The sequence below is a fragment of the Deinococcus peraridilitoris DSM 19664 genome (assembly GCF_000317835.1).
Taxonomy (GTDB): Bacteria; Deinococcota; Deinococci; order Deinococcales; family Deinococcaceae; genus Deinococcus_A; species Deinococcus_A peraridilitoris.
On record NC_019793.1, the window covers coordinates 2,712,014 to 2,725,000 of the forward strand.

General features: G+C 63.6%; 13 protein-coding genes (1 of these 13 running past the window's edge). 7 read left to right on the forward strand and 6 right to left on the reverse strand.

Annotated elements, in window-relative coordinates:
- The first annotated feature begins 229 nt into the window (after positions 1-229).
- The 3 genes from paaZ (at position 230) to DEIPE_RS13240 (ending at position 4,031) form a co-directional block, all read left to right on the forward strand.
- Positions 230-2,293 carry a phenylacetic acid degradation bifunctional protein PaaZ gene (paaZ, locus tag DEIPE_RS13230; RefSeq protein WP_015236476.1) on the forward strand — a complete coding sequence of 688 codons (2,064 nt, stop codon included), beginning with the start codon at positions 230-232 and terminating at the stop codon, positions 2,291-2,293.
- A gap of 45 nt (positions 2,294-2,338) precedes the next feature.
- Positions 2,339-3,619, forward strand: a complete 1,281-nt coding sequence (locus DEIPE_RS13235) for an AMP-binding protein (RefSeq protein ID WP_015236477.1) — start codon at positions 2,339-2,341, stop codon at positions 3,617-3,619.
- 193 nt (positions 3,620-3,812) lie between these two features.
- Positions 3,813-4,031 carry a hypothetical protein gene (locus DEIPE_RS13240; RefSeq protein WP_041230902.1) on the forward strand — a complete coding sequence of 73 codons (219 nt, stop codon included), beginning with the start codon at positions 3,813-3,815 and terminating at the stop codon, positions 4,029-4,031.
- 64 nt (positions 4,032-4,095) lie between these two features.
- Here DEIPE_RS13240 and DEIPE_RS24065 read toward each other — a convergent pair whose 3' ends face one another.
- Both DEIPE_RS24065 and DEIPE_RS13250 read right to left on the reverse strand, forming a co-directional pair.
- Positions 4,096-4,551: a hypothetical protein gene (locus DEIPE_RS24065; RefSeq protein ID WP_157448869.1), complete on the reverse strand. Its 456-nt coding sequence runs from the start codon at positions 4,549-4,551 to the stop codon at positions 4,096-4,098.
- 61 nt (positions 4,552-4,612) lie between these two features.
- Entirely contained in the window at positions 4,613-7,021 is a 2,409-nt protein-coding gene (locus tag DEIPE_RS13250; RefSeq protein WP_015236480.1) for a glutamine--tRNA ligase/YqeY domain fusion protein, read from the reverse strand.
- Between the two features lie 316 nt (positions 7,022-7,337).
- Here DEIPE_RS13250 and DEIPE_RS13255 point away from each other — a divergent pair, with 316 nt between their 5' ends.
- Positions 7,338-7,766 (forward strand): hypothetical protein, encoded by a 429-nt coding sequence (locus DEIPE_RS13255; RefSeq protein ID WP_015236481.1) that lies wholly within the window; start codon positions 7,338-7,340, stop codon positions 7,764-7,766.
- Positions 7,767-7,903: 137 nt separating this feature from the next.
- Here the strand turns inward: DEIPE_RS13255 and DEIPE_RS13260 are convergent, their stop codons facing one another.
- On the reverse strand, positions 7,904-9,484 hold the full coding sequence (locus DEIPE_RS13260; RefSeq protein ID WP_015236482.1) for a catalase: 1,581 nt from the start codon (positions 9,482-9,484) through the stop codon (positions 7,904-7,906).
- Positions 9,485-9,767: 283 nt separating this feature from the next.
- Here DEIPE_RS13260 and DEIPE_RS13265 point away from each other — a divergent pair, with 283 nt between their 5' ends.
- A complete protein-coding gene (locus DEIPE_RS13265) occupies positions 9,768-10,238 on the forward strand; it encodes a MarR family winged helix-turn-helix transcriptional regulator (RefSeq protein WP_015236483.1) in 471 nt (156 codons plus the stop codon).
- Between the two features lie 13 nt (positions 10,239-10,251).
- Here the strand turns inward: DEIPE_RS13265 and DEIPE_RS13270 are convergent, their stop codons facing one another.
- Genes DEIPE_RS13270 through DEIPE_RS13280 form a run of 3 tightly spaced genes read right to left on the reverse strand, consistent with a single transcriptional unit; the run spans position 10,252 to position 11,833 of the window.
- Entirely contained in the window at positions 10,252-11,025 is a 774-nt protein-coding gene (locus DEIPE_RS13270) for a hypothetical protein (RefSeq protein WP_015236484.1), read from the reverse strand.
- Positions 11,022-11,288 carry a hypothetical protein gene (locus tag DEIPE_RS13275; RefSeq protein ID WP_041231540.1) on the reverse strand — a complete coding sequence of 89 codons (267 nt, stop codon included), beginning with the start codon at positions 11,286-11,288 and terminating at the stop codon, positions 11,022-11,024. The genes DEIPE_RS13270 and DEIPE_RS13275 overlap by 4 nt, the downstream gene beginning before the upstream one ends.
- 8 nt (positions 11,289-11,296) lie before the next feature.
- Positions 11,297-11,833: an RNA polymerase sigma factor gene (locus tag DEIPE_RS13280; protein WP_015236486.1), complete on the reverse strand. Its 537-nt coding sequence runs from the start codon at positions 11,831-11,833 to the stop codon at positions 11,297-11,299.
- A gap of 75 nt (positions 11,834-11,908) precedes the next feature.
- On the opposite strand from DEIPE_RS13280, the gene DEIPE_RS13285 reads away from it, so the two are divergent.
- A complete protein-coding gene (locus DEIPE_RS13285; protein WP_015236487.1) occupies positions 11,909-12,700 on the forward strand; it encodes an APH(3') family aminoglycoside O-phosphotransferase in 792 nt (263 codons plus the stop codon).
- Positions 12,701-12,776: 76 nt separating this feature from the next.
- Positions 12,777-12,987, forward strand: the 5' portion of a protein-coding gene (locus DEIPE_RS13290; protein WP_015236488.1) for a hypothetical protein. It continues 38 nt past the right edge of the window; only the first 211 of its 249 coding nucleotides appear in the window; it begins with the start codon at positions 12,777-12,779; the stop codon falls past the right edge of the window.

The following is a 12,987-nucleotide window of genomic DNA, read 5'->3' on the forward strand; positions in this document are numbered from 1 at the left end:
CGTTCGGCTGCCAGACAAGCGCGTTGACACCGGTGACGGGCCCTGCTTAAATCATCCTAACTAATGTTAGGAAGCGCTTGGAGAGGCCAGTTAAATGTCGCCCGGAAGTGCTGCTTCCTGGGTGATTTCGGACCGGGTAGGCTCAGGTAGACTCTGCCGGCTCGTTTCCCGTGCGGGTCCTGCCCTTCGGACGCCCACGCTCCTCGCCTGAAGCCTGAAAGGAAGCAACATGACAACTTCTCCTCCTTCATCCGCCCGGTCGCTGGCCAGCTTCGTGCACGGTCAATGGATCCACGGCCAGGGCGGTACCGAAGTGCTCGACGCCGTGTACGGCGCGCCCCTCGCGCGGGTCAGCAGTGACGGCATCGATTTTGCGCAGGTGCTGCGCTACGGACGCGAAACCGGCTGCCGGCACCTCTCGCGCACCACTTTTCACGACCGTGCCCGCATGCTGCGCGCCCTGGCCAGCTACCTGCTGGAGCGCAAAGAAGCCTTTTACCAGCTCTCCTTTCACACCGGCACCACCCGGCGTGACGGCTGGGTGGACATCGAAGGCGGTATCGGCGCGCTGTTCAGCTACTCCAGCATCGCGCGGCGCGAGCTGCCCAACGAGCGTTTCCTGCTGGAAGGCGAGGTCGAGCAGCTCTCCAAGGGAGGGTCGTTCGTGGGACGCCACGTGCTCGTACCACGCGAGGGGGTGGCGCTGCACATCAACGCCTACAACTTTCCAGTGTGGGGCATGCTGGAGAAATTCGCGCCCAACTTCATCGCGGGTGTGCCGGCCATCGTCAAGCCGGCCACCCAGACCGCGTACCTGACCGAGGCGGTCGTGCGCGCCATCACCGAGTCGGGTCTGCTGCCCGAAGGCGCTTTGCAGCTGATCTGCGGCGGTACGGGCGATCTCTTCGATCACCTCGAGGAGCAGGACCTGGTGACCTTCACGGGCTCGGCGGCCACCGCAAGCTGCCTGAAAGTTCACCCGAACATCGTGGCGCGCAGCATTCCTTTCAACACCGAGGCCGATTCGCTCAACTGCATCGTGCTGGGGGAGAGCGTGCGTCCGCACGACCCCGAATTCGACCTGTTCGTGCGTGAGGTGGCGGGCGAAATGACCTCCAAGGCCGGGCAGAAGTGTACGGCCATCCGGCGGGTGATCGTGCCACGCAGCGTGACCGGAGAGGTGGTGGAAGCCTTGCGGACGCGACTGTCGGGAGTGACCCTCGGTGACCCTTCGCGCGAGGATGTGCGCATGGGTCCACTGGTGAGCGCGCATCAGCGTAACGAAACCCGCAAGGTCGTGGAAGCCCTGTGCGGTGAGGCCGAGCTGGTGGTGGGCGGCGAGGTGCCCGAGTTGCGGGGCGGTGACTGGGAAAAGGGCGGTTTCATGGCCCCGACCGTGCTGCTGTGCGAGCGGCCACTGACGGCCAACGCGCCGCACGAACTCGAAGCCTTCGGGCCGGTCGTGACCTTGATGCCCTACGAGGGCGAACAGGAAGCCAGCGCGCTGGCGCGGCGCGGACGTGGCAGCCTGGTGGCCAGCATTGTCACCTATGACCGCACCGAAGCCCGTTCGCTTTTCTTCGGGCTGGCCAGCGCGCACGGGCGGGTCTTGATGCTCAACCGCGACAACGCGGGGGAAAGCACCGGCCACGGCTCTCCGCTGCCACAGCTCAAGCACGGCGGGCCGGGCCGCGCGGGTGGAGGAGAGGAACTGGGAGGGCTGCGCAGCGTCAAGCACTATCTGCAGCGCACTGCCCTGCAGGCCGATCCCACCACCCTGATGGCGCTGACGGGCGAGTATGTGCGTGGCGCGCAGGTCAGCGAGGACGCCGTCCACCCGTTTCGCAAGCATTTCGAGCAGCTGCAGGTGGGTGATTCCTTGCTGACCCACCGCCGCACCGTGACCGAGACGGATCTGGTGAACTTTGCCAACGTCAGCGGTGACACCTTCTATGCCCACACCGACGAGATTGCCGCGCGCGACTCGATTTTCGGGCGCCGCGTCGCGCACGGGTATTTTCTGGTGTCCGCCGCTGCCGGCCTGTTCGTCAGCCCGGCTCCTGGCCCAGTGCTGGCAAATTACGGCCTGGAGCATCTGCGTTTCATCGAGAGCGTGGGCATCGGTGATACCATCCGTGCGCGTCTGACCGTCAAAAGCAAGACCGCCAAGGACACGCGTCCCGGCGAGCGGCCGACCGGCGTGGTCGAGTGGGCAGTCGACATCACCAACCAGCATGATCAGCTTGTGGCGACCTACTCGATCCTGACGCTGGTCGAGCGGACGCAGGGGTAAGTACGGTCCAGGCGCAGTTCAGAAGTTGCTTCTTCTGGAGGAAACATGTTCAACCCGACCGCTGAAAGCATGCCCCTCGCGCAACTGCGGGAATTACAGCTGCAGCGCCTGCAGGACACGGTCGCGCGCGTGCACGAGAAGGTGCCGTTTTATCGTCGGCGCCTTGGCGAGGTCGGCATGAACCCTGGGGAACTCCGGACCCTGGCCGACGTCGCGCGCCTGCCCTTCACCCGCAAGGCGGATTTGCGCGACCACTACCCCTTCGGGCTTCTGAGCGCGGCGCGTGAGGACATCCGGCGCTTTCACGCGTCGAGCGGTACCACCGGAAAACCCACCGTCGTCGGGTACGACGAAAATGACCTGGAAGTCTTTTCCGAGGTGGTGGCACGCAGCCTGTATGCAGCCGGTGCCCGACCGGGGATGGTCTTTCACAACGCCTACGGATACGGACTCTTCACGGGCGGGTTGGGACTGCATGGAGGTGCCGACCGTCTGGGCCTCGCCACCGTGCCGGTCTCGGGCGGCATGACCGAGCGGCAGGTCACCCTGATCGAGGATTTCGAGCCTGAGATCATCGCCTGCACGCCCAGTTACGCGCTGGTGCTCGCTGAAGCGCTGAGCAGACGGGGCCACGCGCCTGGCACCACCCGCCTGAAGTACGCGATTCTGGGCGCCGAACCGTGGTCGGAAGGCATGCGGCGTGAAATCGAGCAGAAGCTCGGGGTCAAGGCCACCAACATCTATGGTCTCAGCGAGATCATCGGGCCTGGAGTCAGCAACGAGGACGTGACCGAACAGCGCGGCAGCTACCTCTGGGAAGACCACTTCTATCCCGAAATCGTCGATCCCGAAACGGGCCTCAACGTGGCCGACGGCGAGCTGGGTGTACTGGTCCTGACTTCCATGAGTCGCACGGCGATGCCCGTGCTGCGCTACTGGACCGGCGACATCACCCGACTGCTGACCGGTGAAAACAGCACCGGACGCAGCGTGCGGCGAATGGACCGCATTCAGGGCCGGGTGGATGACATGATCATCTTGCGGGGCGTGAACGTCTACCCCAGCCAGCTGGAAGCGGTGCTGGCACAACTGGAGGAACTCACGCCGCACTACCAGATCGTACTGACCCGCACCGGCCTGATGGACGAGCTGCAACTGCGCATCGAAAGCGCACGGCGCGACGCTTCTCTGTCGCAGGAAGTGGTACGGCGCGTCAGGGACAGCGTTGGTATCAGCATCAGCTGCGAGCTGTGCGAAGTGGGCACGGTGCCGCGCAGCGAGGGTGGCAAACTCAAGCGGGTCCTCGATCTGCGAGAAGCGCGTTGAAGCGCGACCAGAAACCGCCCTCATCGTGCAGAAACACGGAGCAGCCCGTGCGTCATGAGTAAAAAGTCAACGATTGGTCATGACGCTGTCAGGTGAGGCGGGTGAACGTTGAGTAAAGTACAGTCATGTGGTTGGATGGCGTGAACGCCCGGTTGGCAACGGAAGTAGGGAACTGCTCGGTACCCGACTCGCTTTGAACGAAGCTGAGCAGCAGGCACTGACCGAGTTGCTGCAGCTCCTGTCCCTACACCTGGCCGGTCGGAGTGTGATTATGAGCGAAATCGAGCAGGTCTGCCAGGGGGGAGAGGCGACCTTTGAGGGTCTCTTGCGCACCTACCGTACAGAACAGCTCAACTACCGTTCATTCGGGGAGCCACACAACCATCGGCTTGAGCCCAGCGCCGCCGGATGAGCGGACGAAACACGGTCAACCGTTTTCACGGAGAAGGGCAGCGCCTGAAGCTCCCTTGGCCGGGTCAATTGACAATGGCGAGCAGAAACACCTGTTTTTCTTCGACCACATCGGACAGTCCGTGCAAGGCGAACTGGTAGTCATGGCCGTGGTGCTGGACCCAGGTGGTTCCGTTCTGCGCCACCTGAAACCCCACCGAATCACCTGTTTTCAGCCAACCCAGCGAACTCTCCACGACATGACCCGGCACGCCATGCTCGAAGTTCCCAGCCTCGCAAAGAATCATGACTTCCATGACCCAGCGTAAAAGGCCGGAATGCGGCCCGACATCTGGTTTCGTGAACGCCGCCGCGCGGGGCGTCCATTTTTCTTTAGCGCAACATTGAAAGAAAAAGCTCTTCCCAAGATGAGCCTTCTGCCCGCCGACCGGACAGCCTTTGCGGCTCAGGCGTTCTGAAAGCTGCCCGCTTGGTGCGGCCCCACTGACAGCCCCGACTGACACTGTGAACGCCGCCTTCATCAGTTTTCATGGAGAGCGCCGGGCACAGCGGCCCGGCGCTCTCCATGAACCGAGAATGCACTCAGGTGTCCAGCTTTTCGTGGAGCAGTTCAGCGACCCGCTGAGGGTCGGCCTGGCCGCCTGTGGCACGCATGACCTGACCGGTGAAAAAGCCGATCAGGCCGGTGCGGCCACTGCGGTAAGCCTGAACCTTGTCAGGTGAGTCGGCCATGACGCGGTCAACCACGGCCATCAGCGTGGCGCGGTCGCTGACCGTGCGACGTCCTTCACGCTCCACGATCTGCACCGGGTCCTCGCCCGACAGTTGGGCCTGGGCCAGCACCTCCTTGGCGATGCGGGCCGTGATGGTCTGGTCCTGGAGGCGGGCGACCAACTGCGCGAGTGCGGCGGGGGAGATTCGGTTGCTGCCGTCGCGCAGGGCGCTGCCAAGCTCGTTGACCACCCAACCCGCCAGAATTCCCACGCTGACGGAAGCGTGGACGGCGGCTTCTTCTAACCAGGCGGCCAACGTCGCTTCACGGGCCAGCACCAGCGCTTCGGCGTCCCCGGTGCCCCGTTCGCGCCAGGCAGAATATATTGCCTGTTGCTGAGGCGTCAGGAGCGGAGCGGCGCCCGCGCTGGCGGGTTGCGGGGGGCGGGTCCGCTCGGACCTGCTGTTTCTGTTTTTGCTGTCTGGCGCGCTTTCTTCGCGGGGCTTCGAGTCACGCAGGGTGATGATGCGGTTGAAGACCAGTGGCGCCCCCGACGGGCGCTGCACGTTCTCGGTTGGGTCGCGCCAGAAGTACCCGGTACGCTCGAACTGGTAGCGGGTGTCCATCGGGTCGTGCAGGACGCTGGACTCGACGAAGCCGTGCAGGATGTGCAGGCTGTCGGGGTTGAGGTAAGCGAGGAAGTCGGTGTCAACCGGGCCGAGGCTGGCATCGCTGATTTCACCGTCCTGAGGCTCGATGTCACTTGCACCCTCCTCAGGGCTGGGTACCGTGAACAGGCGGTCGTACAGGCGGAACTCGGCCCTCAGCGCCTGTGAAGCACTGACCCAGTGAATCACGCCTTTGGCATTTTCGGTCTCGGGCAGCAGCGTGCAGCGCAGTTCGTTCACCTCGCCCGCATCATCCTGGATGACTTCCTGGCACTCGATGACGCCCGCGCCCCGCAGCCGGACCCGTCCGCCCGGCGAAAGACGCTTGAAACCCGGTGATGGCGTGAGGGCGAAGTCTTCTTGCTCGATGAACACTTCACGCGTGAGGCGCGCGAAACGCACGGCCTGCTCCGGCGGAACCCGTTCGCCGGAGGGAAGGGCCACCAGCCCGTCGGGTGACTCCTTGATCACGTCGTGCGGCCAGTATGGCAGGCTCACCTTCTGCCCATCACCCTCTGGGAGGTTCTCGATGACCACCCGCAGGGGGCGCAGTACGGCCATCACGCGCGGAGCGCGGGTGTTGAGGTCATCCCGGATGGCGTGTTCCAGCACTGCGATGTCCACGGTGCGGTTGGTGCGACTGACGCCGATGCCGGCGGCAAAGCGGCGCACGGCTTCAGGCGTGACCCCCCGGCGGCGCAGCGCGGCAATGGTCGGCATGCGGGGATCGTCCCATCCGCTGACATGGCCACCCTCGACCAGCTTGCGCAGTTTGCGTTTGCTGACCACGGTGTACTCCAGTGCTCGCCGGCCGAATTCGTACTGATGCGGCCTCGGCCGATTGGCGAAGAGGTGTTCCATCAGCCAGTCGTAGATGGCGCGGTTGTCCACGAATTCGAGCGAGCAGAGACTGTGGGTCACACCTTCAATGGCGTCTTGCAGGGGATGCTGAAAGTCGTACAGGGGATAGATGCACCACGCGTCGCCCTGACGGTAGTGATGGGCACGCAGAATCCGGTAGAGCACCGGGTCGCGCAACTTGAAGTTCGGGCTCGCCAGATCGATTTTGGCGCGCAGCACGTGGGCACCATCCGGAAATTCTCCCGCACGCATGCGACGAAACAGATCCAGGTTCTCTTCGACGCTGCGTTCCCGGTAGGGACTCGGGGTGCCGGGCGTATCGACCGTGCCGCGCAGCCGGGCCATCTCCTCCCCACTGACGCTGTCGACGTAGGCCAGCCCTTTTTGAATCAGTTCCTGCGCGTAGGCGTAGTACTGCTCGAAATAGTCGCTGGCGTAGTAGAGATGCTCACCCCAATCCCACCCCAACCAGCGAAGATCACGCGCGATACCCTGGGCATACTCTTCGGATTCACCTTCAGGGTTGGTGTCGTCCAGACGCAGGTGATAGCGGCCACCGTAATCTTTGGCGAGTTGAAAGTCCAGAAAGCTGGCGTAGGTGTGGCCGAGGTGCAGGTATCCGTTGGGTTCGGGTGGGAAACGCGTGACGACCTGCGTAACGCGTCCGGACTGCACGTCGGCGTCGATCACGTCCGTGATGAAGTTCGGGCTGACCAGTCGCTCTTGTGGGCTGTTCGTTGGCGTGCTCATGCAGTGAACGCAGGATACACGCCCTGGTGGGACAGCGCTGTGTCGGGAACTGTGGCCGTGCGGATATACGCAGCGCACAGGATGATGAGAAGAAAGTCCTGCCTCGCGCGAGGCAGGACTTTCTTGCGATCAAGCTTTGAGCCTCTAGGGCAAGCTGGAAACTGCGGGCGAGCACGCTCACGGCGCTCCTGTTCCAGTGCGCTCATATTACGCTAAAAACATCACGGGCAAATGTGATTTTGTGAAATATTGACATGGCCATTTCAGGGATCCTTAACCTAGAGAATGCTGCCGCACGGCGTTCTTAGCATGAGGCATGGACTTCGCGACCCTGCACCCCGAGAACAAAGCGCTCAACCTGCTCGAGTCCGCCATCACGCTTTTCCCGGACTTTGGTCCCGAGCTTCGCGGCTGGGTGCAGCAACTGATCGGCACCATTGCCCGCCCGGTGCCTGTTCCGCCGTCCATCGAGAAGCTCGGCGAGGCGCCCGGGAACGGTGCAGCGCTGATGGAACACGAAACTTTCCTGTTGGCCCGCGCTTTGTGTATATACCGTGAGCGCGTTTACCCAGGCGGCGTTGCTTCTCCTCAGGACTTCGGCGGTGCGGCGCGTGATGACCTCGAAAGTGCCATGAGCCGCTTCGAGGAACGCCTCGCACGCTCGAAGCCGAAAGTCGAACTTGAGAATGCACCCGACACCGGTGACTACGTTGACGGAGAAGATCCAGACGCCAGTCGCGCGTGACGCGCCAGCGTGCCAGGCGCTTCCTGTCTTGTACGACGGCGCGCCGAACGGACAAAATGAGACATGTGAGCGGGGAAGCCGAGGTTCACTTCCCCTGCTCTGATATTCAGAGCGCCGCTCGCTTTACGTCCAAATGATCAGTACGGCTGCGCTTCGTGTCCTTGCTCTTCGGCTTGGCTGACCGCCTGGTCCTGCTTGTCCTTGACGCTCTGGACATCCAGGCTCAGGCCCTCTGCCACGCGGCGGCCGTAGTCCTCGTCGCACTGTGAGAACAGGAACACCATGCGCTCCTGAATGTCTTCACGGGCGTCCTTGAGGGCACCGACCAGATTCTTGATCAGCTCATCACGTTCGAAGTCGCTGAAGAGCCGGTAGCGTTCACCGGCCTGCTGGAAGTTGTTCTGCCGTGCGATCTTCTGGCGGACCAGGGGACCTTGCACGGTCGGAGTGTGGTCCTTGCCCGCGCTTTTCGCTTCACGCAAACCCCCCAGCGAGGACGGTTCGTAGTTGACGTGCGGATTCTGACCGAGCGCGAGGTCCACGCGGTAGGCCATCTGCCCGCCACGCTGGTTGGTGGCCACCTGCTTTTGGGGGGCGTTGATGGGCAGCTGCAGATAATTCGACCCCACCCGGTATCGCTGGGTGTCCGAGTACGAGAAGGTGCGGCCCTGCAGCAGCTTGTCGTCGCTGAAGTCCAGCCCGTCGACCAGCACACCCGTCCCGAAGGCCACCTGCTCGACCTCGGCGTGGTAGTCGACCACGTTGCGGTCAAGTACCATACGGCCCACGGGCAGGAAAGGAAAGCGGTCCTCGGGCCACAGCTTGGTGGCGTCGAGCGGATCGAAGTCGAGTTCCGGGTGCTCGCCGTCAGACATGATCTGCACGCACAGCTCCCACTCCGGAAACTCGCCGCGCTCGATGGCCTTGTAGAGGTCCAGGGTGGCGTGGTTGAAGTCCTTGGCCTGAATGGCCTCGGCTTCCTCCTGCGTGAGGTTCTTGATGCCCTGCCTGGGTTCCCAGTGGTATTTGACGAGCACCCCTTCGCCGTCCTGATTGACCCACTTGTAGGTGTTCACGCCCGAACCCTGCATCTGGCGGTAGTTGGCAGGAATACCCCAGGGCGAAAACAGGAAGGTCACCATGTGCAGCGCTTCCGGAGTATTGCTGATGAAGTCGAAAAAGCGCCCCATGTCCTGCACGTTGGTGACGGGGTCGGGTTTGAAGGCATGCACCATGTCCGGGAATTTCATGGCGTCACGGATAAAGAACACCTTGAGGTTGTTGCCGACCAGGTCCCAGTTGCCGTCCTCGGTGTAGAACTTGACCGCGAAGCCGCGGGGATCGCGCAGGGTTTCGGGTGAATGTCCACCGTGAATCACCGAGGAGAAGCGTACGAACACCGGAGTGCGCTTGCCGGCTTCCTGAAACAGCTTGGCGCGCGTGTAGTTGGCGATATTTTCGTCACCGACCTTGCCGTACGTTTCGAAGTAACCATGTGCTCCGGCGCCGCGCGCGTGCACCACGCGCTCGGGAATGCGCTCACGGTCGAAGTGGGTGATTTTTTCCAGAAAGTGGTAATTTTCGAGCGTGGTCGGTCCACGGCTGCCGATGGTGCGCAGATTCTGATTGTCGTAGACCGGGTGCCCCTGGCGGGTGGTCAGGGTCTGCTCTTTGGGGGTGTCGGTGACTGAGGTCGGTGGTTTTTTGGTCTCGCTCATGGTGTCCTCCTCGGGTGGCGTCGCTGTCCTCTTCCCTTGACATTCGTTTGTGACACGGTGGCCAATACCACCCGGCCGCTCGTCATGAAACGCCAATGCTGAGGGAACCGACCGGTCCGGCGTCACCGCACACAGGGCAAGAGGGCAGCTCCGCCCTATACTTTGCATACAAACTATTGCGCGTCAAGCGGGCACGCCCACGAGCGGCGTGCCATAATCAGCCCAGTACCGCCGGCGTCCCGGCGCACGCTGGCGTACGGCGCCAGGAAGAGAGTGTCCTCCCTTGGACCCATCAACGGCCCCCGTCACCACCTTTTTGCTCGACGATCAGCTGTGTCTCGATCTGTACGTCACGTCACGCACCATGATCGCGGCGTACCGGTCGCATCTTGAAGCGGTGAAGCTGACCTACCCCCAATACCTGGTCATGCTGGCCTTGTGGGAGCACGACGCCCAGAGTCTGCGCCAACTCAGCGAACGCCTGGTCCTCGACGCGGGTACGCTCTCGCCCCTGCTCAAGCGCCTGGAAGCGGGCGGCTTTATTTCACGCGTGCGTGATGAGCGCGACGAGCGGACGCTGCGAATTTCGCTGACCCCAACTGGTCATGCCCTGAAACAGCAGCTCGAGCACGTCCCCGCTCAGGTGTCCTGCCTGACCGGACTCTCGGTCGAGGAACTGCAGGACCTCAAGCGGACCCTGCAAAGCGTCACGGCACATTTTCGCGCGGCAACCCTTTCCGAATCGTCTTCTTGAGTTCGCGTTGGGGTCAGCGTCCACCCTCCTGCGGAGCGAAAAATTCCAGCGCTTCGAGTTTCACGTCCTGAACCTGCGCGATGACGTCGCGCAGTTGCGCCTGCGGCAGACTGCCGATCAGCCACAGGTAGTACGGCCCGACGCGGCGCGAGGTCACGCCGCTGCCACCTTGTACATCGCGCGGCGCGATCACGAGCGCCAGCACGTTCAGGCCGTCTGACAGCAGAATTTCGCGTCCAGTCTCACTGGCGTGACAGCCCACCGGCTCGAAAGTCTCGGGCAACGCCAGGCCGGGCAAGCCACGCAAAACGGCCTGGCGGAACGGTGGGTCACTGACGCGCTCGGTCATGATGTTCAGGCGCCGCCTGGGTTTGCCCTGCACACGCGTGAAGGCGGCACGCCGGATCACCTCGCCGGTGGACGTACGCTGTTCGTAGGCCAGCGGCACATCCCAGCGGGCGTCGAGCCAGATGGTCCAGCGGTCGGCTGAACCCCGTTTGGGAGTCAGGTCGTAACGCACCACCCCACGACCCGCCAGCGTCTCGTTCGTGCCCGCGCTGAGGTCGAAGTTGCGCTGCACCAGCCAGGGAACGAACTCTACCCGAGGCAAAGTACGCACACGCCGCGTCGGGTTTCCGCGCGGTGGAAAATAGACGCTGCTCTCGACGGTGCCGTGGACCTCCAGGTGCCGCGCACGGCGCATGGCGTCCAGAAAGGAAGCGAGGTCCTGGGCCTGGGCGCTGCTGCCGAGCAGCAGTGCCAGGACGCCGCAGGCGAAACGCCTCACCAGCCCACCCCGCTGGCCTGGTTGTACACCTCGTACGCGGCGTGCGTGGGCAGCGTCTGACCGTGCTGCAGATACAACACGCCGCCCAGCATCGCTGCCGTGGCCAGCAGTCCCGAAGCCCAGCGCCATCCATTGCGGCGCGCGCGGGTCTGCCGCCAGCTTCGCAGGGCACGTTCTGCCGCAGCTTCGTCAAGGCTCGTGAGGGTTCGCGCGCCGGCGAACAGCGCGTCCAGGTTCTCGTCGTCGAACGGTTGTGGTTTCATGGGACCCTTCACGGAGTGACTCCCTCCTTGATCAGCAGCTTCCTGAGCGCCTGGCGTCCACGAGAGATGCGTGACTTGACGGTGCCGAGTTCCACGCCCAACACCTGAGCGATTTCCTGATACTCCAGACTGGAAAGTTCACGCAGTGCCACCGCTTCACGCTGATCGGCGGGCAATTGCGCGAACGCCCAGGCCAACCGGGCCCGCAGATCGGCGATTTCACCCACGTGCACCGGATCGCTGGACGCCACCAGGTCCGGCGTGTCGTCCAGTGGCAGGCTCGGCCTGGCCCACAGCGCCTTGTAGCAGGCATTGAGGGTAACACGGTGCAGCCAGGTCGAGAACTGCGCGTCACCGCGAAATGAGCGCAGGCCCCGGTGCACGCTCATCAACACCTCCTGCACCACATCGTTCGCCGCGCCGCGGCCCACGAGGTGGTGCGCCAGCAGGTGAACACGTGGCAGGTGACGGCGCATCAGGACTTCAAAGGCCGCCTCGCTTCGCCGTGCTTCGGCGAGCAGTTGTTCGTCGCTCCAGTGCTCCAAGCTTTCCTCACCTTATTGGAGGACGCCGATCGAAAAAAGTTCCCGCGCTTGTCCCAGACTCGCTATGCTGCGCGGGTGAGCGATTCCGAGTCGTTGAAAACGCGCAGCCTCGTGCTGCCCGGTGCGCTGAGGGCCACGTTGCCCGCTGCCCGCTGGGAAGAGGTCACGGTCGGCGAGAGCGGTGCGCGCGTGCTGCGTTCCTCGCGTTTCATGCTGAAAATTCAGCCGAAACGCATCCACGGCACGCTCTTCGCCGAAAAAGAGCGTCTGCGCTGGCTGGCGTCGCGCATTCCCGTTCCACGCGTGGTGGCCTATCACCAGGAAAGCGGCACCGAGTACCTGGCCACTGAGCGGTTGCGGGGCATCGATATGAGCCATCCCGACGCGGCGCTGCACGCCCGTCGCAACACCGAACTGCTGGCGCGCGCTTTGCGGGAACTGCACGCGCTGCCTGTACGCGACTGTCCTTTCGACATGAGTCTGCGCGTCATGCTGGCAGAAGCCCGCGAGCGGGTCGGGCTGGGGCTGGTCGACGAAGCCGACTTCGACGGGGAGCGTGCCGGGCACCGCGCGCGGGACGTGCTGCGCGAGGTGGTGCGCACTCGCCCGGACCGTGAGGACCTGGTGCTCACCCACGGCGACGCCTGTCTGCCCAACGTGATCGTGGCCGGTGAGTTCGTGGCGGGGTTTGTCGATGTGGGGCGCGCCGGCATCGCCGACCGGCATGCCGACCTCGCCCTGGCCGTGCGCAGCCTGCGACGCAACTACGGTGAAGAGTTTGCTTTGCTGTTCCTGGACACGTATGGGCGTGCCCTGGTCGATGAGGACAAGCTGCAGTTTTACCAGTTGCTCGACGAACTGTTCTAAGCTCGCGCGGTACTGGGTCAAGACGCATTGAGGCGCTCCTCACGGCGCCCGGCGGCGGGCCCGGAACAATGCCGGCATGGACGTCATCGTAGAAACCATTCCGAACGGCGCACAAAACGAGCATGTGGTACTCGAAAGCCCACTCGCGTGGCTGCCGCAGGGCGCGCGCGTGCTGATCGAGCCTGGTCGTGGCGAGGGTACCGAGGGCGAGTACGACAACCACCTCGTCTTCGAAGGACAGCATCACCACATCCGCAATGTCCGCGTCATCGACGGCCATCAGCCTG